At 30.1% G+C, this 23,040-nt stretch carries 24 protein-coding genes and 1 pseudogene; 16 read left to right on the forward strand and 9 right to left on the reverse strand.

What is annotated here, in order from left to right:
* Positions 1 to 4: 4 nt before the first annotated feature.
* Entirely contained in the window at positions 5 to 1,603 is a 1,599-nt protein-coding gene (locus ACKTTR_RS10070) for a peptidylprolyl isomerase (RefSeq protein WP_408027717.1), read from the reverse strand.
* A 9-nt stretch (positions 1,604 to 1,612) separates the two neighbouring features.
* On the reverse strand, positions 1,613 to 1,894 hold the full coding sequence (locus ACKTTR_RS10075; RefSeq protein WP_125067221.1) for a DUF493 family protein: 282 nt from the start codon (positions 1,892 to 1,894) through the stop codon (positions 1,613 to 1,615).
* 117 nt (positions 1,895 to 2,011) lie between these two features.
* Here ACKTTR_RS10075 and ACKTTR_RS10080 point away from each other — a divergent pair, with 117 nt between their 5' ends.
* The 13 genes and pseudogenes from ACKTTR_RS10080 (at position 2,012) to ACKTTR_RS10140 (ending at position 14,071) form a co-directional block, all read left to right on the forward strand.
* Positions 2,012 to 2,554, forward strand: a complete 543-nt coding sequence (locus ACKTTR_RS10080) for an AAA family ATPase (protein WP_408027718.1) — start codon at positions 2,012 to 2,014, stop codon at positions 2,552 to 2,554.
* Positions 2,547 to 4,433, forward strand: coding sequence for a RecQ family ATP-dependent DNA helicase (locus tag ACKTTR_RS10085; RefSeq protein WP_408027719.1), 1,887 nt, complete (start codon positions 2,547 to 2,549; stop codon positions 4,431 to 4,433). The genes ACKTTR_RS10080 and ACKTTR_RS10085 overlap by 8 nt, the downstream gene beginning before the upstream one ends.
* Positions 4,434 to 5,378 (forward strand): methionyl-tRNA formyltransferase, encoded by a 945-nt coding sequence (gene fmt / locus ACKTTR_RS10090; protein ID WP_408027720.1) that lies wholly within the window; start codon positions 4,434 to 4,436, stop codon positions 5,376 to 5,378.
* Between the two features lie 186 nt (positions 5,379 to 5,564).
* Positions 5,565 to 5,837: an HU family DNA-binding protein gene (locus tag ACKTTR_RS10095; RefSeq protein WP_099216100.1), complete on the forward strand. Its 273-nt coding sequence runs from the start codon at positions 5,565 to 5,567 to the stop codon at positions 5,835 to 5,837.
* Between the two features lie 120 nt (positions 5,838 to 5,957).
* Positions 5,958 to 6,728 carry a pentapeptide repeat-containing protein gene (locus ACKTTR_RS10100; protein ID WP_408027721.1) on the forward strand — a complete coding sequence of 257 codons (771 nt, stop codon included), beginning with the start codon at positions 5,958 to 5,960 and terminating at the stop codon, positions 6,726 to 6,728.
* Between the two features lie 248 nt (positions 6,729 to 6,976).
* Positions 6,977 to 7,249: a DUF4242 domain-containing protein gene (locus ACKTTR_RS10105; RefSeq protein WP_408027722.1), complete on the forward strand. Its 273-nt coding sequence runs from the start codon at positions 6,977 to 6,979 to the stop codon at positions 7,247 to 7,249.
* Between the two features lie 372 nt (positions 7,250 to 7,621).
* A complete protein-coding gene (locus tag ACKTTR_RS10110) occupies positions 7,622 to 8,197 on the forward strand; it encodes a sigma-70 family RNA polymerase sigma factor (protein ID WP_408027723.1) in 576 nt (191 codons plus the stop codon).
* Positions 8,198 to 8,248: 51 nt separating this feature from the next.
* Positions 8,249 to 9,148 carry a sterol desaturase family protein gene (locus ACKTTR_RS10115; RefSeq protein ID WP_408027724.1) on the forward strand — a complete coding sequence of 300 codons (900 nt, stop codon included), beginning with the start codon at positions 8,249 to 8,251 and terminating at the stop codon, positions 9,146 to 9,148.
* A 66-nt stretch (positions 9,149 to 9,214) separates the two neighbouring features.
* Positions 9,215 to 9,649 (forward strand): MarR family winged helix-turn-helix transcriptional regulator, encoded by a 435-nt coding sequence (locus tag ACKTTR_RS10120; protein WP_408027725.1) that lies wholly within the window; start codon positions 9,215 to 9,217, stop codon positions 9,647 to 9,649.
* A gap of 1 nt (position 9,650) precedes the next feature.
* Entirely contained in the window at positions 9,651 to 11,087 is a 1,437-nt protein-coding gene (locus tag ACKTTR_RS10125) for a serine hydrolase (RefSeq protein WP_408027726.1), read from the forward strand.
* A 247-nt stretch (positions 11,088 to 11,334) separates the two neighbouring features.
* Positions 11,335 to 12,342: pseudogene (locus ACKTTR_RS10130) on the forward strand (serine hydrolase domain-containing protein); the annotation flags it as partial.
* Between the two features lie 204 nt (positions 12,343 to 12,546).
* Entirely contained in the window at positions 12,547 to 12,762 is a 216-nt protein-coding gene (locus ACKTTR_RS10135) for a tetratricopeptide repeat protein (protein WP_408028004.1), read from the forward strand.
* Positions 12,763 to 12,772: 10 nt separating this feature from the next.
* Positions 12,773 to 14,071 carry a serine hydrolase gene (locus ACKTTR_RS10140; protein WP_408027727.1) on the forward strand — a complete coding sequence of 433 codons (1,299 nt, stop codon included), beginning with the start codon at positions 12,773 to 12,775 and terminating at the stop codon, positions 14,069 to 14,071.
* 81 nt (positions 14,072 to 14,152) lie between these two features.
* Here ACKTTR_RS10140 and ACKTTR_RS10145 read toward each other — a convergent pair whose 3' ends face one another.
* Positions 14,153 to 15,334 (reverse strand): THUMP domain-containing class I SAM-dependent RNA methyltransferase, encoded by a 1,182-nt coding sequence (locus ACKTTR_RS10145; RefSeq protein WP_408027728.1) that lies wholly within the window; start codon positions 15,332 to 15,334, stop codon positions 14,153 to 14,155.
* Between the two features lie 113 nt (positions 15,335 to 15,447).
* Here ACKTTR_RS10145 and ACKTTR_RS10150 point away from each other — a divergent pair, with 113 nt between their 5' ends.
* A complete protein-coding gene (locus ACKTTR_RS10150) occupies positions 15,448 to 16,176 on the forward strand; it encodes a class I SAM-dependent methyltransferase (protein ID WP_408027729.1) in 729 nt (242 codons plus the stop codon).
* Positions 16,173 to 16,862, forward strand: a complete 690-nt coding sequence (locus ACKTTR_RS10155; protein ID WP_408027730.1) for a ZIP family metal transporter — start codon at positions 16,173 to 16,175, stop codon at positions 16,860 to 16,862. The genes ACKTTR_RS10150 and ACKTTR_RS10155 overlap by 4 nt, the downstream gene beginning before the upstream one ends.
* On the opposite strand, the gene ACKTTR_RS10160 is transcribed toward ACKTTR_RS10155, so the two are convergent.
* The 4 genes from ACKTTR_RS10160 to ACKTTR_RS10175 form a co-directional block, all read right to left on the reverse strand.
* Positions 16,830 to 17,198 carry a cupin domain-containing protein gene (locus tag ACKTTR_RS10160; protein WP_408027731.1) on the reverse strand — a complete coding sequence of 123 codons (369 nt, stop codon included), beginning with the start codon at positions 17,196 to 17,198 and terminating at the stop codon, positions 16,830 to 16,832. The two genes, ACKTTR_RS10155 and ACKTTR_RS10160, sit on opposite strands and share 33 nt — an antisense overlap.
* A 524-nt stretch (positions 17,199 to 17,722) precedes the next feature.
* Positions 17,723 to 18,265 (reverse strand): hypothetical protein, encoded by a 543-nt coding sequence (locus ACKTTR_RS10165; RefSeq protein WP_408027732.1) that lies wholly within the window; start codon positions 18,263 to 18,265, stop codon positions 17,723 to 17,725.
* 65 nt (positions 18,266 to 18,330) lie between these two features.
* On the reverse strand, positions 18,331 to 18,891 hold the full coding sequence (locus ACKTTR_RS10170) for a hypothetical protein (protein WP_408027733.1): 561 nt from the start codon (positions 18,889 to 18,891) through the stop codon (positions 18,331 to 18,333).
* A gap of 41 nt (positions 18,892 to 18,932) precedes the next feature.
* The gene (locus ACKTTR_RS10175) at positions 18,933 to 20,453 is read right to left on the reverse strand and encodes a helicase HerA-like domain-containing protein (RefSeq protein ID WP_408027734.1); all 1,521 of its coding nucleotides are present in this window, start codon (positions 20,451 to 20,453) and stop codon (positions 18,933 to 18,935) included.
* A gap of 86 nt (positions 20,454 to 20,539) precedes the next feature.
* On the opposite strand from ACKTTR_RS10175, the gene ACKTTR_RS10180 reads away from it, so the two are divergent.
* Positions 20,540 to 21,172, forward strand: a complete 633-nt coding sequence (locus ACKTTR_RS10180; RefSeq protein WP_164723437.1) for a 7-carboxy-7-deazaguanine synthase QueE — start codon at positions 20,540 to 20,542, stop codon at positions 21,170 to 21,172.
* Positions 21,173 to 21,219: 47 nt separating this feature from the next.
* On the opposite strand, the gene ACKTTR_RS10185 is transcribed toward ACKTTR_RS10180, so the two are convergent.
* Together ACKTTR_RS10185 and ACKTTR_RS10190 are read right to left on the reverse strand one after the other, a co-directional pair.
* A complete protein-coding gene (locus ACKTTR_RS10185; protein ID WP_408027735.1) occupies positions 21,220 to 22,059 on the reverse strand; it encodes a hypothetical protein in 840 nt (279 codons plus the stop codon).
* Positions 22,049 to 22,921 (reverse strand): cation diffusion facilitator family transporter, encoded by an 873-nt coding sequence (locus tag ACKTTR_RS10190; protein WP_408027736.1) that lies wholly within the window; start codon positions 22,919 to 22,921, stop codon positions 22,049 to 22,051. Before ACKTTR_RS10190 ends, ACKTTR_RS10185 begins: the two co-directional genes overlap by 11 nt.
* Positions 22,922 to 23,040: the final 119 nt, after the last annotated feature.

Below are 23,040 nucleotides of genomic sequence, written 5' to 3' on the forward strand. Positions count from 1 at the left end.
TATACTATTGGTTATACGTATTCTTTAATTTTCTTAATGCCCCTTTTCTTACTCTAACCATATTATTTTTTCTTAGCTTTTCAATCCATTTTTTTTCTAGCTCGTCTTGATAATCACTTATTACTTGTCCCCTTATATCATCAAGTTCTTTGCCATACTTTACTTTGTTTGCAATATAAAAAGATTTTAAACCTAAGGTATCTTTTGAAGCTTTATTCCATATCTTTTTCTGCATTAAATCAAATAAAAGTAAACCTTCTTTATACTCTAACAATGTATTTCTGTAGTCTAGATTGGTATAAAATAAATCTTCTTTAAAACAACTTAGTAAAACTTCCTTTTTAAAATCTTTAAAATTTTCTGTTACTGCTTTATTTTTAAGTTTTATAAACTCTAAAAAATCTTTCTGAGTAAACTTTTTCTTGTTAACAGAAAATACAATAGCATTTAATTCATTTTTCTTTAATGCTTCTTTTTTAGTTTTTTGAAAAACTGTCAATGCTTCAGGATATTCTTTAACTTGGTATTTATCCATTAACTTCTTTAACAATGCTCGATCTGATATCTTGATTCTTTTAGATTGCTTTACCTTTCTAGTTAACTCATTTTTCATTTCTGAAAAAGAATGCACTGGGTAATTTTTTATAAGCTTAACTATGTGCCAGCCATATGTAGTTTTAAAAGGTTTACTATAACTTCCTGGTTCTTTTAAGTTTCTTACATTATTCTCAAACTCATCAACCATTTTTCCTGTTCCAAACCTTGGTAACTTGCCTCCTATCTTGGCTGTATTAGTATCTTCTGAATATTCCTTTGCTACTTCTTCAAATGGTTTTCCAGATTCAAGAAGTTTATATAACGAGTGAATCTTTGCCTCACTCTTAGGTGAGTTTCTAACTAAAATATGTGCTGATTCAAATTCTCCTTTAGAAGGTCTTATATCCGTTACTTTTACAATATGCCAACCAAATTTTGTTTTAAAAGGTTCAGAAACCTCTCCTACTTTTGTTTTGTATGCTGCTGTTTCAAAAGGATATACCATTTGAAAGGCTTTAAAGTAGCCTAAATTCCCTCCATTAATTTTTACAGAAGGATCTTCTGAAACCTCTTTTGCTACTTTTTTAAAGTCTTCTCCTTGTAAGATACGATTTCTATATCCTACAATCTTATTTCTTAAAAATAATGTATCTACAGCTAACCCTTCACTTGGAAACCTTACTAAAATATGACTTGCTTTAATCTCATTTTTAGTACGATTATAAGCTTCTTTCACCAATGCATTTAACGTTTCTGTATCATACAAATAAGGTGCTAGTAATTCCTTCTTGTAGCTTTCTAACTCTCTTTGGTGAGACTTTACAGTGTCTAATTGTAAATTATAAGCTTCTTTTACTTTTAGCTTATAATTAATAAACAATTCTAAATAACTATCAATATTCTTAGCCTCTGTATCCTCTGCAATAGTTAAATTCTTTTCATACATCTGCTTAAACTCCGAAACCATTATTGGAGCATCATTAATACGAAACAATTCCGAATCTTTTTGACTAAAAGACGGCAGTATAACGTAAAAAAAAGCAGTTATGAAAAGTAGTTTTTTCATACTATAAATTTACAAAGAAATAATTCCTTTTATAGCTTCTGCTTTTTTATAGTATGAAATAACCTCGTCTGAGCTTTTAACCGTTATATGTATTGATACACTTACATATTTTCCTGTTTTAGATTTTTTGGTATCAATAACCGCTCCTCCATTGTCAAATAAGTCTTGTACCTCTTGTACTTGATTACCATCAGTAGGAACAATAAATTTATATAAATATTTAGCCGGAAATGTTGTAGTATCTTCTAATTGTGATTTTAACTTTGCGTAAAAAGCTTCTCTATCTTGCATAACTCAAAAAATTACTGTTTTTATTAAAATTCATCAAAAAATATAGAAATCATAATGATGAAGCACAAAATTACACTATTTATTATATTTATAACTTGAAACTTTTATTTTTGCCCCATGCAACAAAAAATAGTTTTAATAGGTGGTCCTGGTACGGGTAAATCCTCTATTTTAAGAGAATTTATTAGACGTGGATATGAATGTATGCCAGAGATTTCAAGAGAGGTTACACTTAAAGCTCAAAAAGATGGTATTGATCAACTTTTTTTAGAGCAACCTTTATTATTTAGCCAACTACTATTGGAAGGAAGAGAGCAACAGTACTTAGAAGCTCATCAAAGTGATGCTGAGATTATCTTTTTTGATAGAGGAATTCCTGATGTACATGCTTATATGAATTATTTAGGTTCTGACTATCCAGAGGTTTTTATTGAAAAAAGCAATAGGTATTTATATAACAAAGTGTTTATGTGTGCTCCTTGGGAGGCTATTTATAAATCTGATAATGAACGTTATGAAACTTTCGAGCAATCAGTAAAAATAGATACCTTTTTAAAAGAAGCTTACGAGGAAGTAGGCTATAATATTATTGATGTTCCTTTTGGTTCAATACATGAACGCTGTGATTTTATTTTACATTCGTTAAAACACGATGTATGATAAATCGCTACAAATATTAAAACATTATTGGGGGTATAATTCTTTTAGAAAACCTCAACAAGAAATAATTACTGAAGTTTTAGCAGGAAACAATGTTGTTGCTTTACTTCCTACAGGAGGCGGAAAATCTATTTGTTTTCAAGTACCTGCATTAATTAAAGAAGGAGTTTGTATAGTAATTTCTCCCTTAGTTGCCTTGATGCAAGATCAAGTTACAAACCTTACTGATAAAGGTATAAAAGCAACTTTAATACCTTCTGGAAGTACACAAGATGATATTATTACTCTTTTTGATAATATTCGGTTTGGAAATACTAAGTTTTTATACATTTCACCTGAACGATTACAATCACGTTTTATCCAAGAAAAAATTAAGCAACTAAATGTAAACTTAATAGCTATTGATGAAGCACATTGTATTTCTGAATGGGGACACGATTTCCGTCCTTCTTATCAAGAGATTACTGTTTTAAAAGAGTTACTACCTACTACCCCTATAATTGCTTTAACAGCTACGGCAACTCAAAAAGTAATTTCAGATATTATTTCTTCTCTTGAATTAGAAGAACCTACCGTTTTCAAAAAATCTTTTTTTAGAGAAAATTTAGCCTATCAAATTTTTAAAACTGAAGACAAGCTTGGTAAACTAAATCAGATTTTTACCAAAACAAAAGCTCCTTCAATTATATATGTAAATACTCGTAGTAAAACAAAAGAAATTAGTAGCTACTTAAATGCTAATGGGTTTAAAAGTTCTTTTTACCATGGAGGTCTTTCTCCTATAGAAAAAAAGTTAACTTTTGATAATTGGATGACAGAGAAAACTCCAATTATGGTTGCTACCAACGCTTTTGGTATGGGAATAGACAAACCCAATGTTCGAGTTGTTGTTCATCTTAACTTGCCTTCTTCTATTGAAAATTATATTCAAGAAGCGGGTCGTGGTGGACGTGATGGAGTAAAATCTTTCTCTGTAGTATTAACTAACGATAGTGATATTTCTTTAAGTGGTGAATTACTTGAAAAATCATTGCCAACCATTGATGAGATAAAAACTATTCACCAAAAACTATATCAACATTTTCAAATTGCAAAAGGAGAATTGATAGAAACTGCTTTCGATTTTAATTTTTTAAGTTTTTGTAGTAAGTATAATTTCATCCCTAACAAAACATTCAATGCTCTTCAGATACTTAACAATAATGGAGTTATTGAGTTAAATCATAGTTTTCAGCAAAAATCTACGGTTCAGTTTTTAGCTTCAAGTAAGCAAGTTATATCACACACAAATCAAAACTCCCTAGTTAAAAATTTTGTTCAGCAAGTTTTACGTATGTATGGTGGCATTTTTGAAAGTCCTGTAAAAATTGACGAATTTTATATCGCTAAAAAACTAGGAACTACCTCTTGGTTCGTAATCGACACTTTAGAAAAGTTAGCTCAAACGGAATTAATAGCTTACACAAAAGCTACTAATAATGCGGAGCTTTTCTTTTTACACCCAAGAGAAGATGATAAAACCATCAACCGAATTTCTATAAACATCAAACAATACATCAAGCAGAAAAAACAAAAAAATCGAGATTTACTTCAATTTATAGAAAACAATTCAGCTTGTAGAAGTGTACAACTACTCTCTTATTTTAATGAACATCACACTCAAAACTGTGGAATTTGTGATGTTTGTCTCCATAAAAAGAAGAAAGTTAATACTACCCCAAAAGACATACTTTCAATATTACAAGAAGGGGAAAACTATACTGTTAGTGAAATCTGCTCGCTATTAAATGAAAAAGAAGCGAACATTTTAATACTTTTGCGAGAGCTTCTTTCCGAAGAAAAAATACACACAAAAAACAATAAATACTTTTTAAAATAAATGAGAGATTTACGCATCGTTTTTATGGGAACTCCCGATTTTGCTGCTACCATTTTACAGCATTTAGTGGAAAATGATTATAATGTAGTTGGTGTTATCACTGCAGCTGATAAACCAGCTGGTAGAGGTCGTAAGCTTAATCAATCTGCTGTAAAAAAATATGCTTTATCTCAAAACTTGCCTATTCTTCAACCTAAGAACTTGAAGAGTGAAGAATTTCAAGAAGATTTAAAAAAGTGGAACGCTAACTTACAAATAGTTGTTGCTTTTAGAATGTTACCAAAATCAGTTTGGACATTACCTGAATATGGTACTTTTAATTTACATGCTTCATTATTACCAGAATATCGTGGTGCTGCACCTATTAACTGGGCAATTATAAATGGTGAAACCAAAACAGGTGTTACTACTTTCTTTATTGATGATAAAATTGATACAGGAGAAATCATATTACAAAGTGAAGTAACTATTAAAGAAGATGAAATTGTTGGTGAATTACACGATAGATTAATGCACTTAGGAGCTAAACTAGTTGCTGAAACTTTAGACTTAATTGCTAAAGGAGATGTTACAACTACTAAACAACCTGAATTAGAGGAAAAGTCTGCTCCAAAATTATATCCTCATAACTGTAAGATAGATTGGTCTAAATCTTTAAGTGATATTTATAATCATATTCGCGGATTAAATCCATATCCTGCTGCTTGGACTACCATTATAAATGGAGATGATGAAGTTTCAGCTAAAATATATGGAGTTAGTAAAGACCCTTCTTCACATAATCTTGAAATTGGTACTATAGTTACCTCTAAAAAAGAGCTAAAAATAGCAGTTACAGATGGTTACTTAAATATCCATCAAATTAAAATTTCTGGTAAAAAATTAATGGACGCTCAAAGTTTATTAAATGGTTATCAGTTCAAAAAAGAAGCAAAAGTGCTGTAGCCCTTTGTTTACGGGCTTTCAACGTTTTTAACAAAAAACAACAAGTGGTTATTAACAATTTATAGCAACTTATTAACAAAAGAGTATTTTTTTTAGGTCAAATCTTGCACAATCCCGCATTCCGTCTATATTTGTTGAGCTATTGAAGCAAAAAAATATTAATTAATTTTAAAATCTATTTAAATTATGAACAAATCAGATTTAATCGATGCGATGGCTGCTGATGCAGGAATTTCAAAAGCTGCTGCTAAAGCTGCATTAGACTCTTTAACTGATAACGTAACTAAAACTTTAAAGAAAGGTGATAAAGTTGCTTTAGTTGGATGGGGAACTTGGTCTGTTTCTAAGAGAGCTGCTAGAACTGGTAGAAACCCTCAAACAGGAAAAGAAATTAAGATTGCTGCTAAAAATGTAGTTAAGTTTAAAGCTGGTGCTGGTTTAAGCAATTCAGTAAACTAATATTTTCCACGAAACATATTACAAACAGCATTTAGGCAACTGAATGCTGTTTTTTTATACCTAAGTGTCACAAAAAACAAATACTGGTTGTCTATTATATAGAACTTAAAACCATTAAAAATGAAAAATATAGTTACTGTTATCGGACTTTTATTTTGTTTTTCAACTGCTTTTGCACAAAAAACTATAAACGCATCTGATATTATGAAAGATGTTAAAAACGGAAAAGCAATAGAAATTTCAAATGCCACTATTAAAGGTATATTAGACTTTACTTTTATGGATGAAGCTTTACCTAAATTACCAAAAAGAAAACGTTGGTGGAATAATGGTGGATCAAATACTATTGAAAAACAAATAACCAACAAAGTTTCATTTGTAAACTGTGTTTTTGATGATGATGTGTTAGCTTATATCCCTCATGAAAAAAGCGGATATACTTTTGTAGCTAACTTTGAAGATGTAGTTGTATTTAAAGATTGTACTTTTGAACAAAAGGCAATGTTTAAATATTCTGATTTTGAAAGAAACACAAACTTTTCTAATACCAAGTTTAAAGGTGATTCAACATTTAAGTATGCAAAATTTGACAGAGACATTACTTTCGAAAACACCTCTTTTGAAGAACCAGCTACTTTTAAATATGCAGATTTTAAACGTTTTGTAAGCTTTAAAAACTCTGTTTTTAATGAAAGTGCTATTTTTAAATATACTGAATTTAAAGACGGAGTATCATTTAGAAATGTAAAGTTTGAAGAAGACTTAAATATTAAATATACCAAAGTATCTGGTGAATTTGATATTACAGGAATGGAAGTTGCTTTTGATATTGACTCAAAATACACTAAAATAAACGGAAAAAGTTTTAATAAGTATTTACTAAAAAAATAGAAGTTATTTAATCAACCAACATTCCAAAAAGATTAAGTCAGAATAGACTTAATTTAAAAAGCAAAAACTCGCAATAATTACTGCGAGTTTTTGCTTTTTAAAATTTAGGTTGATTCTTATTTTTAATTACACTAACTTAGTATTCAACTTCTTACCCTCAAAAAAACAACTACTAATGGAGTCCAGAAACCATAAAAAAACGGGGTAAATCCGAAAAACCAAACGAGTAGGAACTAAATTTTAAGATTATGCCTAAGTATGTTATTGAACGAGAACTTTCAGGAGCTGGTGAATTAACTTCTGACCAATTAAAAGAGATTTCACAGACCTCTTGTGATGTATTGGATGAACTAGGCCCAAAAATACAATGGGTTCATAGTTATGTTACAGATAATAAAATATACTGTATTTATAACGCGCCTAACGAATCAAAGATTCGGGAACACGCTGAAAAGGGTGGATTTCCTATAAATAAAGTTAATAAAGTTTCAACTATTATTGACCCTATTACAGCAGAGTAATCATTAGGAGTTATCATTATTAAAACACTAAAAATAAACCTTGTAAGAATTCTTGCGAGGTTTGTTATTTATTGTAATTGCAGTTGCTTAGGGATGTATTTTTGTTTTTCTTTCTAGTAAACTAGGTAACTATTTAAAAACTAAACTTACAAATCATAAGGCTTTTACTTATATTGTAGGTATTATTTATATTGGCATAGGATTTTTTTCTCTTTTATTTTTTACCAAGTAATACATTTACTTTCTTACTCATTAAAAAGTATTGAACCTTAAATTAGAAATGATAAACTTTTTTTAACTTTAAGACTTAATTTGAATTGTAACTTCTTTTTATATAAACAACAACCACTTTAATCATCATAGTAGAGAATAATGACATTCAACAAAATTTGGGATATTCATAAAAACCATTTACTAAATTTTATTAATACTAAAGTTAATGACAAACATATAGCAGATGATATTCTACAAGAAGTTAGCTTAAAACTATATAAGAGTTTAGCTAAAGAAACAGAAGTAAAAAATTACAAGAATTGGCTTTTTCAAGTTACTAGAAACACAATTGCTGATTACTATAGAAAGCAAGTAAAACAAAATGAAATTGTAATAAATCAGGCTGAAACGAATGCTAATTTCGATCCTTGTGTCTGTGACTTATCTTCTTTTATCATTCAACAATACCTTCCTAAAAAATATAGTGAACCTCTTTATTTAAGTGATATCGAACAAAGACCGCAACAAGAAATTGCTAACACTCTAAACTTAAGCTTGACAGCAACAAAATCCAGAATACAAAGAGGACGCAAAAAACTGAAAGAATTAGTTATTGAATGTGTTGATATTTCTTACAATAACAAAGGTCAAATAACTGATTTTACACTAAAGAAAAACTGTGAACTCCCACAAGAATTAAAAAATGAAATGAAAAGAATAAACTTTACACCATAATCTTGCATCTTTTTACTTCCTATTGACGACTACAAGAGAAAGTAAAAACATATGATACATAAAAAAACATCTTTATTTGCTGTCCCTTTTTTATTAATGTCAACTGCAATATTCAGTTATTTGACCCTTATAAATAAATGGAACTTTGAAGTTGCCTCTTATGCTATTTTCTTCTTTACACTCCTATATATTTTAGCTTTAGAACGTATCATTCCTTTAAAAAGAAAATGGGTTCCTCTAAAAAACTCACTTTGGACAGATATTAAACATTTAATTTTCTCTACAGCTATATTTGATGCTTTTGGAAAAACACTTGCCTTATCAATGACCATTTATATTAGAGAAAACACTTATATTCTATTCAACTTTTGGAACACATTTCCTTTTTGGAGCTGTTATATTATCGCTAATTTAATTGGTGATCTTCTTCCATATTTATACCATCGTATTAGTCATAAAGGTAATTCCAATTCATATCTAAGTCTTTTTCTCTGGAAAATTCATTCAATTCATCATTTACCAACAAGTTTAAACTGGTTTAAAACAAATTGGATACACCCTTTTAATATGTTCTTAAACACACTTTTAAAGATGACTCCTATTCTACTTTTAGGATTTAGTAAAGAGATTATTTTTTTAGTAATAATTACACATACTGTTATTGCCTATATTTCACACGCCAACATTCAAACAAGAAAAAGTTTTTGGGATTATCTTATTGTTACACCTCAAATTCATCATTTCCATCATAGTATCAATATAAAAGAGGCTAAAAACTTTAGTAACACTTTTCCTTTCTGGGACTTGTTATTTGGTACTTATTACAACCGAAAAGGAGCTGTTAAAGAAGTAGGTGTTATAAAAAGTTCTAAAATAAATTACCCCAAACATCTTGCATATTATAAACAGCTGGTATTTCCAATTACAACTTTTAATGAATGTTGTAAATAAAAATCATATCCTAGTTTACTTGATATATCAAATAAAATTATATATTTGCTTGACATATCAAGTAAAATGAAATTTAATACACCTACAACAACTGTACTCTACTCCATAGAGGAAACTATAAAAGCATATCGTAGATTAAGTCAACATAATATCTCACAAATTGTTCCTGATATTACTGTAGACCAAGCCTTAATTTTATTGTTATTAGAAAACAATGATAAAACTCAAACAGAAATTGCTGATTTAGTTTTTAAAGATTATGCCTCTATGACACGTATTGTTAAATTGATGATGAATAAAGATTATTTGATAAAAAAAACAGATAATCAAGATAAACGAAAAGCAAAACTAGAGATTACTGAAAAAGGAAAAATAATTATAAAAAAACTTAAGCCTATTATACAAGTGAATAGAGAAACTGCCTTAAGTACTATTTCAGAAGAAGAGTTAGAACAGTTATACAAAACTTTACAAAAAATAACTAAAAATTGCAATTCTTAAAATGAAGAGATTAGCCTACTTACTTGTACTTATAATAACTTTTTCTTGTACTAATAAAAAACCTACTACTTATAAAAGTCCAAAAATAACTCAAATTGCTAACTATTTAGATTCTTTAGATGGATTCAGTGGAGCAGTTTTAATTGCTAAAAACGATAGTATCTTATTCAAGAAAGCTTATGGGTATGCTCATTTAGGTCATAAAGTTAAAAATAGAACAAACACAAAATTCAATCAAGGCTCTATTGGAAAGTCTTTTACTGCTGTAGCTACTTTACAGTTAATACAACAAAAAAAATTAAAACTAACTGATAAAATAGGTAACTTTCTTCCTAACTATCCGAATAAAACTGTTAGAGATTCTGTTACTATTGCTCACCTTTTAACTCATACAAGTGGGTTACCTCATTTTTTTGTTAGGAAATCTTTTATTGAAGGTTCAAAAGATTTATATAGGTTTTCAAAAGACTTTAGTTCTCTTTATGAAAATGAACCTATGGAATCTAAACCTGGTGAAAAATTTTCATACCGTAACACCAATTACGTTATACTAGGTAGAATTATTAAAACTATATCTGGTATAGAATATAATAACTACTTAGAAAAAAATATTTACTCAGTGGCTTCAATAAAGAATACTGGAAACTATGATTTAGACCACCCTATTGATAATGCTGCTGAAGGTTATACTACATCTGAAATTTATCCGAACAAGCTTAAAATAAATATTCACACATATCCTGTAAGAGGAGATGCTCACGGAGGAGGGTACACCACCATAAATGACCTGTATAAATTTTCTCAGGCTTTACAAGACTATAAACTTCTTAACAAAGAATACACTAACCTATTTACCACTCCTCTAAATAAAGACAGTCATTATGGTTACGGAATGCAATTTCCATACCCGGAAGAAGGCACTATATATGGACATACTGGAGGCCATTATGGGGTAGGTAATGAATGGCGAGTTTATAAACAAGAAGGATATACTGTAATAATTCTTACAAATAAAGATGCCAACAAAGGCTTTTTAGATGCTCGCTATTTTATAGAAAAAACTATTGCAGGCTCTACACCTAAACTCGATAATTATTTTTTCACCAAAAAGGTGATCAGAACCTACTTAAATAGTGGTTTGGAACAAACCAAAGCTATGATTAAGGACTCAAAATTTAAACTTTCTGAAATAGAGTTAAATACTGAAGGTTATGAAATGATTAAAAGAGGTTTTTATAAAAAAGCAATTGACCTTTTTACTCTTGAAGTACTATTTTTTCCTGAATCACATGATGCTTACGACTCTTTAGGAGAAGCATATATGAAGGATGGACAAATAAGAAAAGCTATAAAAAATTATCAGAAGAGTTTAGAAATAAACCCTGAAAACTTAAATGGAAAGGAGAAGTTACGCGAATTATTTGCTATGAATAATTAGCACCAACAAAAACTCCGTTTTTTTAACGGAGTTTTTATTATTGTTATTCAATTCTTCTCTTTCTAAATTTAAAAATTAATATAATATGTGCCTATGAAAAATTATCAACGTCTATACCACCACTGTTTTTTATTTTAAAGAATAAACCTATAATACAAAGAAATAGCACTAAATAGTGTTTCTAGTGAAGAAATAAAATAACTATACAAAGCCTTTAAAAAATTGACTAAAAATTGTAATTCTTAAAATGAAAAAATTAATCTATTTACTAGCACTTATAATCTCTTTTTCTTGTGCTAAGAAGAAATCCACTTTTTTTAAAGATCAAAAAACAACTCAAATTGCTAACTATTTAGATTCATTAGATGGATTTAGCGGTACTGTTTTAATTGCTAAAAATGATAGTATTTTATTCAAGAGAGCATACGGGTTTGCTCACTTAGGTCATAAAGTAAAAAACAATACTGAAACTAAGTTTTCGTACGCATCTATAGGTAAATCATTCACAGCAGTTGCTATATTTCAATTAATACAGGAAGGAAAAATATCTTTACAAGATAACATTGGGAAATTCCTACCCAATTATGCAAATAAGTCAGCTAGAGACTCTGTAACTGTAGAATTATTATTAAAACACAGAAGCGGATTACCTAATTATTTTCATTCAGAAAAGTTCTTAAACATCTCAAAAGAACAATTCAGAACTATAGAAAGTCTTACAAACTTATACGAAAATAAACCTTTAGAATTTAAACCAAATCAACAATTTGCTTATAGAAACACCAATTATATTATTCTTGGTAGAGTTATAGAAGCCATTACAAAGATGCCTTATGAAAAATATATTGAAGAGCATATTTTTTCAATAGTAAACATGCAAAATACTGGTAATTATAATATTGATCTCACTATTGAAAACGCAGCTGAAAACTATACATTATCAGATCTTTTTCCTAATCAATTACAGAAAACCATTTTTATGGGAGCTGTAAAATGAGGACCTGCTGGCGGTGGTTACTCTAACGTAGATGATTTGTATCAATTTTCTAAAGCTTTTAAAAATAATCAACTACTAAATGCTAAGTATACTGATATGATGAAAAAAGAACCTAAAAATGATTGGTATGGATATGGAATACAGTTTGCGGGTGCTAAAGGCTCTGGAATTTATGGACATAGTGGTGGACATTATGGTACTGGTGCAGAATGGAGGATTTTTGAAAAGCAAAATTACACCGTTATACTTTTAACTAACAAAGATTTAGATCAAGGTTTTTTTGACGCTCGCTTTTTTATAGAGAAAACTATTTCAGGTACCACACCTAAGTTAAATAATTACTTTTTTACTAAAGAAGTAGTTAAAACTTGTTTAGATCAAGGACTTCAACAAGCAAAAAAAGTAATTAAAAACTCAAGCTTTAAGCTTTCTGAAATAAACTTAAATGCTAAAGGTTATGAAATGATAAAAAGAGGTTTTTATAAAAAAGCTATTGACCTACTTACACTTGAAGTATTATACTTTCCTAAATCTTATGATGCTTACGATTCTTTAGGAGAAGCCTATATGAATGACGGACAAAAGAAAAAAGCTATTGAAAACTATCAAAAAAGTTTAGACCTGAATCCTGAAAATACCAATGCGGTGGAAAAACTAAAAAAATTAAGGTCTGTTTAATTATAATTAAATGAAATATTTCACACTTATTCTTATACTAATCACAACGTTGGCTTTTCCTCAACAAAAGTCAACATTAGAAAGTTATATGGATGCTCAAGCAAGCATCAATAATTTTTCAGGGACAGTGTTAGTTACAAAACATGATAGTATCTTACTAAAAAAAGCATACGGTTTAGCCGATTATGAATGGAAAACTCCAAATACAATAGACACTAAATTTAGTTTAGCTTCCGTTTCAAAACAGTTCACGGCTGCTGCTATTATGCAATTAGTTGAAAAAAGAAAAATGTCACTCAACGATAAACTTGTTAAATACTATCCTGATTTTCCTAAAGGAGACCAGATTACAGTAAAAATGATGTTGACTCATAATGCTGGATTTCAGATGGATTATGATGAATTATATCTTGCTAAAACATCTTTAAATAAAGATTCTGTAGTAAATTATATCATACAGAAACCTTTATTGTTTAAACCAGGTACCAATACATCATATAGTAATATTGGGTATTACTTACTTGCGCGAATTATTGAAAAAGTTTCCAAACAGTCATATGCAACATATATCAAAAAAAATCTATTTGACAAAGCTAAAATGTATAATACAGGTGTCAGCACTAATGATTCAATAGTTGTAAAATCTGCTAAAATCTATTATAAAAAGGACAGTAAACTCATAAAAAACCCATACATAAACTGGAATTTTAATATTGGTCATGATGGAATCTATTCTACTGTAGGAGATTTATATCTCTGGAATAAAGCATTGTTTGACAGTACTATTTTACTAAATGAAGCTTCTAAAAAGAAAATGGTCACATCATACAACAACCAAGATTTTGGGTTTGGTTTAATAATCAATCCTTTTTACAATCAAAATCATACATTAATTGCTCATGATGGAGGTTTTTACGGGGCTATGACTTCTTTTAATAAATATACAGATGATGATATTTTTATTACCGTTTTATCCAACAATCAATCTCCTTCGTATTTAATTGCCTACGCACTTGCTGCAATTTGTTTTAACAAACCTGTTGAACTTCCGTACAAACATCAACAAGTAAAAATAGATACTACAATATATGATGAGTATGTTGGAAAATATGAAAACATTACTATTCTTAAAAGGAATGGGAAATTATACTATGATGATTATGAATTATTACCAGAATCGGATGTGAAGTTTTTTCGTTCTGATGATAATGATAGAACAGTTGAGTTTATTAAAAACAAAAAAGGAAAAGTTACTCAAATTATAACTAGAAAAGTTGGAGTTCCAGAAATTAAGAAGAAAACCAATTAAGAAAAATACAACCTTGTTTTGTTATATCCCCTTAAACTATATTCCCCATAAAAAACTCCGCCTTTCAGCGGAGTTTTATTTTTATTCTTCCTCATCGTTAAATGAAGAATTCTTCTTGGCTTTTTTACTACCTTCATACAGTTCGTACTTTACAAAACGACAGTCTAAATCTGCATTTTTAAGCGGAATTCTTTTCGACGTTCGTAAACCTACATGCTTTAATGCTTGGATATCCGACGTAATTAACCACGCAGTTGAATTCGGATAGTTATTCTTTAAGGTGTCTCCTATTTTTGTATAAAACTCTTCTACATCAATATTTAAACGCTCTCCATAAGGCGGGTTAAATAAAATAGTTGTTTTACCAAACACTTCTTTTTTAGAGTTGAAAAAATTTACATGGTGTACTCCTATAAACTCATCTAAGTTTGCATTTATTATATTCTGTTGAGCTTTTCTCACAGCAGATGGAGCTTTGTCAAATCCCATAATTTTAAAATGAGAACTTCGTATTTTCTTTAATAACGAATCTTGAATAACAAAGTATAAATCTTCTTCATAATCCTTCCAATTTTCAAAAGCAAAATGCTTACGGTTGATATTTGCAGGAATCTGATTGGCAATCATTGCTGCTTCAATTAAAATAGTACCTGAACCACACATTGGATCGATAAAATTCTCTTCTCCTTTATATCCTGAAAGTAAAATTAATCCTGCTGCCAATACCTCATTAATCGGAGCAATATTCGTAGCACTTCGGTATCCACGTTTATGTAACGATTCACCAGAAGAGTCTAACGAAATAGTTAGCCATTCTTTATGAATATGTACGTGAACTTTTACATCTGGGTATTTTAAATCTACATTCGGACGCTTTTGATACTTATGCATAAAATAATCTGCAATAGCATCCTTCGATTTCAAACTAATATAGTGCGAGTTTGAAGTAAAGTTTTTTGAGTTTACTACTGAACCAATCGCAAACGTTCCATCAACATCTAAAAAACGTTCCCATTTTACACGCTGAATTGCTTCATATAAATCTTCTTCATCAAAAATTTTACTACGTTTTATTGGTTTTAAAATACGAATAGCAGTACGTAACGCAATGTTTGCTTTGTACATAAATCCTTTATCACCTTTAAAAGTAACACTTCGTATTCCTTCCTTCACCTCCATTGCTCCTAGTTGACGTAACTCGTCTGCTAAAACACCTTCTAGACCTGCCATGGTTATAGCGGTCATCTTAAAATCTTTTTCCATGTAACTGTAAAATTTCATTGCAAAAGTACAGCTAATTTTGGGTTGTTGTGAATCTTTTCCACTTTGAATATAAAAAACGTAAGTTTTGCGTATTTTTGCAGACCTTTATAGTTATGAATACAACAACAGATTGGTTTACTTCGTGGTTTAATACACCATACTATCATATTTTATACAAGCATAGAAACGATGCCGATGCACAATTTTTTATGCGTAATATCACTTCGTTTTTACAACTACCTAAGTTAAGTCGTATTGCTGATTTACCTTGCGGAAAAGGACGCCATGCAGTTTACTTAAACTTGTTAGGCTATGACGTTGTGGGAGGTGATTTAAGTGAAAACAGTATTGAACATGCCAAACAATTTGAGAATGAAACACTTCATTTTGAAGTTTGGGATATGCGAAAGCCTATTGAAAGTAAATATGATGCTGTATTTAATCTCTTTACCAGTTTTGGTTATTTTGAAGATGATAAAGAAGATATTGCTGTTTTAAGAAGTATTAAAAACGGATTAAAAAAGAACGGTGTATTTGTATTGGACTTCTTAAATGTTGAAAAAGTAAAAAATACGCTGGTAAAAGAAGAAGTAAAAACTATTGACAGTATTGAATTCAATATTAAAAAAGAAATCAAAGACGGATTTATCTTAAAACAGATTTCTTTCACTGCTAAAGGAAAATCACACTCGTACACAGAACGTGTAAAGTTTTTAACTTTAGAAAAACTACAATCGTATTTTGATAGTGTCGGCTTACAAGTAACACATGTTTTTGGCGATTACAATCTTAATGAGTTTAATTCACAATCTTCTGACCGCTTAATTATTGTTGCTAAATGAGTTACTTATTACTAATTATTTCTGTTTTAGTAGGTGTTTTATTCGTTTTTACACTAAAACCTAGTAATACCTTCGTTCGTTTATTATTAGCCTTTAGTGGCGCTTATTTACTTTCGGTAACCATCTTACATTTATTACCCGAAGTATATCACCACACTGATAACACAAAATTAGTTGGTATCTTAATTTTGGTAGGAATCATCATTCAATCAGTATTAGAGTCGTTCTCAAAAGGTGCAGAACACGGACATATACATTTGCATTCTGACTCGTCTAAATTTCCTTGGTTACTTTTTGTAAGTTTATGTATTCATGCTTTTTCTGAAGGATTACCTATTCATCATGCAGATGATAACTTATTATGGGCAATTATTGTACACAAAATTCCTATTGCAATAGTTTTAACTACCTTTTTGTTACATGCAAAGTATTCTAAAAAAACTGTTTTTTTCTTTTTAACGGTATTTGCATTAATGAGTCCTTTAGGAATTTTAGTTTCTAACAAAGTTTCTTTAGTAGAACAATACCATACAGAAATTACAGCTTTAATAGTTGGAGTATTTTTACATATTTCGACCATTATTCTTTTTGAAAGCACTGAAAACCACAAATTCAACTATAAAAAGTTTGCTGCTATTATTTTAGGAATATTACTAACTATCTTCTCTATGCACCAACCCCATTGAGAAAGCTGGTAAACAAACTGCTAAGTACTCACAAGGTTCTGTAAATGGATTGGAATATTGAATACGTGTATTTTTTTCAATTTTAATAGATTGTCCTGCTTCTAACACTACAATTTCACCATCAATATTAAATTGCTTCTTCCCTTTAATTATATAAGTATATTCTTCAAATTCTGGTGTTTGAAAAGGCTCACTCCATCCAGGAGGTGCTATCATATGTGCAATACTTACTTTTGAATTTCCATCAGTAGCATTTCCAAAATGTTCTTCAATTAACTTTCCATCAGTAGTTGGTACCACAAACGGGCTTTTTTGAATAGTATATTTTTTACTCATAATATTTTACTTGTTTCTTTTGGTTATTTAAACCTGTAATTCCTTTTACGAACTTACTTATTTTTTTATTCCTTCTACTTAGAATTATAATATACCAGTTATTTTTGAAACAAAAAAGAGCACCCAAAAATGGATGCTCAATCTTTTCCATGTACAGTTACCAGCCCCCCAGCTGTATACTATACACTTCGGTTAGTGATTATTGGCCGCAAACTTAAGGAATTTATTTTATTTCAAATTACATTTATTAAAAACAAAAATCCTTCACTTAAAAACGTATTTTTTTAGGATAAAGGCTCTCAAAGACTTTCAAATAAATAAAACTATACTCTGTAAAATTTCCTTTTGTATATCTCGATATGGGTCGTTAACATTACGGCACGGGTAGATGATATTACGGCGTGGGTCGTTAACACTACGGCATGCTCCGTTGACACCACGGCACGGGTCGCTAATACTACGGCATGCCCTTTTAAAATAGAGATGTGAGGTTTAGAAAAAGACTTTTTTGAAAAGTATATCTTTTATCTGTCTTTTTCAGTTTCCCAAATTGGTTTAAGGTTTCTTTTAGTACCTTTAAACTTATCAGGCATGTTTTTAAAAGGAGTAACAACAAAAGTAAAACTGTCGTCTGCACTAAATCGCCAATAATTTCCTTTTAACGCTCCATCTTCTGTTTCAACATTCCAATCAGGAATATTAATTAAAGAGAATTCTTTTGCTTCTTTATTAAAATCTAAAGCAAAATCTCTTAACACATTTTCAGAAGGATACTTCAGTATAATTTTTGCGTTTAAATTCCCTTTATCAGTAACATAAAAAGTACATGATTTTGATGGGTAGGTTTCTATTTCTTTTCTCCAATTTCTTGCTATCACCTTTTCTAGCTCTGAACTAACTTGCATACTATCTGCTTCATTCGCTATAAGCGCAAATATATTTTCTTGAACTATAGTTATTGTTTGCTTATTTGGGTTTACTGTAACGGTTGTTTTCTCCGCTCCTATCCTACTATTTTCTCCAAAGAAAACTCCCAATACAAAAAATGCTATTTTTATTACTTCCATCTTTTAAAATTACATAGCTATTATTAATAAAAAAAGCCGAAACAAATGTTTCGGCTTGTATCTGTTTAGTTAAACCAAATGGTAAATGATTTAATTTTGGCTAAATCTGGAATTTGCTCTTTGGTTACTTTTTGAGTACTAAATTCTTTTAACCCTAAATCTTCATTATCAATTGTAATAGTTGCATTTAAATCATCAATAAATAAGGTTGCTGATGAAAATGATGACTCTACTTTACTTACTTTAGTATTTGCATTGATTTCTTGAAAAGTAGATTTAATGTTTACTCCTGATTTTGTTTTAAAACGCTCATCAAAAATTTCGATACTCTTAATTGTTGATGTAGAATCTAATTGTTCTTTTGGAGTAATTGTTAACAAGTGCTTCCCTCCTTTTTCGTATACCAAATACTTATCATCTTCTTGAAAAAAGTTTTCACCCTTAGCTCCTTCACTTAATACTTTAACTACAGAGTCTTGCTTAAATACGTTTTCTATTTCGTTAACAGTTGTTTTCGTAGTTAACTTCCCTACTTTTCCTTTAGCAATATCAAATTTGCTATTACCACACTGGATAAATAGTACTGATATTACTGCGATAACTAAAGGTTTCATAAATGTTCTCATTTGTCTTCTTTTATATTTAAAACGTCTATTTCTTGTATTTCTTATTTTATTACTTTTTTCAAGATTCCAAAAGCTGCTCTTATAAAGGTAGCACTGGTTAATACCTTTACTATCGGATTCATACGTGTACTTCTACTACGTGTTGATGAACTTCTTCTTGTCTTTTCTTCTTCCTTTTTACGTGCTTCCTCAGTTTTTTCTTCGTTGATTTTTTCAATCTTCTCGTTTAACATTTCGTAAGCACTCTCTCTATCTACAGTATCGTTGTATTTAGGAATTAATCTCGATTTATCTAAAACTTGTTTAATTTCCTTTTCAGTTAACACATCCATTCTACTCATAGGCGCACGCAACATCGTTCGCGCTAATGGAGTTGGAATTCCTTTTTCGTTTAATACAGAAATTAATGCTTCTCCTATACCCAACTGTGTTAATACTTCTTTAGTATCGTAATATTCAGAATCTGGGTAATTTTCTGCAGCTAATTTAATTGCTTTTCTATCTTTTGCCGTAAATGCACGTAAAGCATGTTGAATTTTCATTCCTAATTGTGCTAACACATCTTCTGGAACATCTTTTGGATTTTGTGTAACGAAGTACAATCCTATTCCTTTTGAACGAATTAACTTTACAATGCTTTCTATTTGACTTAACAACGCTTTTGAAGCTTCATCAAATACTAAATGGGCTTCATCTATAAAAATCACCAATTCTGGTCTACCACTATCTCCTTGCTCAGGGAAAGTTTCATATACCTCAGCTAGTAACTGTAGCATAAAGGTTGAAAACAATTTTGGTCTATCTTGAATATCTGTTAAACGCAGTACAGAAATAACACCACGTCCGTTTTCATCAATACGAGTTAAATCGTCAACATCAAATGATTTTTCTCCAAAGAACAAATCACCTCCTTGTTGCTCTATTTCTATAATTTTTCTAAGAATTGCTCCTGTACTAGCTGTAGAAATTCGTCCGTATTCTTCCTGAATTTCCTCTTTTCCTTCATTGGTTACATATTGAAGGATTTTCTTAAAATCTTTTAAGTCTAATAATGGTAATTGGTTATCATCACAATACTTAAAAATAATAGCTACAATACCAGATTGTGTTTCTGTTAAATCTAAAATTCGAGATAGTAACACAGGTCCGAACTCAGAAACCGTAGCACGTAAACGCACTCCATCTTGTTCTGATATTGATAAGATTTCTATAGGAAATTTTGTTGGCGTAAATGGTATTCCTATTTTTTCGTGGCGTTCATCAATCTTAGCATGTCCTAGGCTTGGTTGTGCTAATCCACTTAAGTCTCCTTTTACATCCATTAACAATACAGGAATTCCTTTTTCTGACATGTTTTCTGCCAGCACTTGCAAGGTTTTTGTTTTTCCTGTTCCTGTTGCTCCAGCTATTAATCCGTGACGATTTAATGTTTTTAAAGGGATATTCACATGAGCGTTTGTTACTGTTTCTTCTCCTAACATTCCTGCTCCTAGCGTAATAAACTCTCCTTTTGTTGTATAGCCTTCTTTGATGTAATTGAAAAACTCTTCGGTTTTACTCATTATTTTTGACCTTTTTTGTGATAAAAACACGTAAAAGTAACAAAAATCATTCATTAAATTTTAATGTTGCCTATCTTTGCACCCTTATGTTGAAAAAAGAAGTACAAGAGTTAATTAATACAGGAGAAATGCTTCCGTTAATGGAAGAATTTTATACGATTCAGGGAGAAGGGGCACACACTGGTACTGCTGCTTATTTTATTCGTATTGGTGGTTGCGATGTAGGTTGCCATTGGTGTGATGTAAAAGAAAGTTGGGATGCTAATTTACATCCGCCTACTAAAACAGATATCATTGTTGAAAATGCCAAGAAATATGCCGAAACTGTGGTAATTACAGGTGGAGAGCCTTTAATGTGGAGCTTAGATTATATTACTCAACAGCTTCAAGAAAAAGGCATTAAAACACATATTGAAACTTCTGGAGCTTATGATTTTTCAGGTGTTTGGGATTGGTTCTGTTTATCGCCTAAAAAAACAAAATTACCTTTAGAACGTGCTTACCAAGAAGCAGATGAACTGAAAATGATTATTCATAATAAAAATGATTTTCAATTTGCAGAAGAACAAGCTGCTAAAGTTGGTAAAAAGTGTAAGTTATTTTTACAACCTGAATGGAGTAAAAAGGAAAAAATGACACCGCAAATTATTGATTATGTGATGGAGCATCCTCAGTGGAAAATTTCCTTACAAACACACAAGTATTTAAATATACCATAAACAAAAAAGCAACCTAAGTAGGTTGCTTTTTCTATTTATATTAAAAGCTATTTTATTTCCTCTTCAAGACCAAGAAGGACCATATTAAACAGAAACTCATGAATTTCAGAAAACAACTTCCATTGACTATTATCCCAATTCTCTTTTTGTTTAAAGAAAGTTCCGTGAGCTAAAAGGTTTCTCATATCTGATAAATTTTCCTTCTTCCCTTCTGTTCTTTCGGTAAAGATTTTTAATTTTTCTCTAAACTCTAAATAAGCTGGATCTTTTCTCTCATATACTTTAGCTCTTAACCTCTTTAAACTTTCAGCTAATTCATTGTTACTCTTCATTTCTCCCTTCCAATGTTGTTCTACAAAAGACCACAAAGCCAACTCACTAATAAATAAACTTGACTTTTTAATTTCTCTTAAATATTCAAAAATAGCTAAATACTCAACTAAGTTTCTTTCATATATTTTTTCCGTAATATTTAAAACTCTTGTTAACTTTTCGTCTGTTATATTCTCGTTAGCAATAGTTTCATAATATTTAGGTGATGCAAGTTGCTTGGTTATACTTCCATTATCAAATTCAATAATAACCTCAGGTTTAGAGAGATAAGAATTACAAAATGTTTCTGACACTGCTTTTAAAACTCTAGAAAACCTATAGCAGTTATTATAATCAAACTCTTTATTACTAAAAATCCACAAATTATGGTCATAAAGACTTACCATATTATGCGCCATTCTAAAAAATTCCTCTCCTAACTTACTTAAAGGAGACTGTCCTTCAATAACTTCTTTAGGCAAAAAAAAGCTCCATTCTCCATAAGTCTTAATAGTTATGTTATTCGTTAATGGATTTAATATCCAATATGGAGAATATTTATTATTAGTATTCATTAGGCTCTATATGAATTAAAACATGCCCCAAGTTTGGGAGTTTTTCTCTTAAATAGTCTTTTAATTTATGAGCAATATCGTGTCCTTCTTTTACTGTAATAGTACTATCTACAATGGCATGTAAATCTACATGATATTTCATTCCTGCTTTACGAACAAAGCACTTTTCTGTTCCTAAAACACCTGCTACTTCCATAGATTTTTCTCTTATTTCTTCTATTAAATCATCATATACATGTTCATCCATTATTTCACCCAAAGCTGGTCTAAAAATCAGGTAACTATTGTATAAAATAAAAAACGAAGCCAATAAGGCTGCCCAATCGTCAGCAGTTTCATAACCTTCTTTAAAAATAAGTGCTATTGAAATTCCTATAAATGCCATTACAGAGGTAATTGCATCACTTCTATGATGCCACGCATCTGCTTTTAATGAAGAACTATTAGTTTCTTTACTTTTTCTTATAACCACTTGAAAAGATATTTCTTTCCATATGATAATCGCTCCTAAAACAAGTAACGTCCATGGTTTTGGTACTTTATGAGGCGTTTGAATATTCTGTATACTTTCATAAGCTATAATTGTTGCAGATGTTACCAAAAAAGCTACTACTACAAAGGTGATTAAAGGTTCTATTTTCCCATGTCCGTATGGGTGATTTTTATCTGCGGGCCTTTTCGCATATTTCAATCCTAATAACACTAAAAGAGAAGAAAAAATATCAGTAGTAGATTCAATTGCGTCTGCTATTAATGCGTATGAGTTTCCAAAAATACCTGCTAATCCTTTAATAATTGCTAAACTAGTATTACTTAGAATACTAAAGTAGGTGGTTTTTATAGCTAATTCTTCTTTACTCATGAAGTTACAATATTACAATCTCTTTTTATGAGGTAGTACGAAGGTACTTGAAAACTATTAAAAAATCCTAGGTTATACAATAGAAAATCTATTACAAAAAAGACTCGCCAGTTGGCGAG

This window comes from Tenacibaculum litoreum (genome assembly GCF_964513915.1).
GTDB lineage: Bacteria > Bacteroidota > Bacteroidia > Flavobacteriales > Flavobacteriaceae > Polaribacter > Polaribacter litoreum.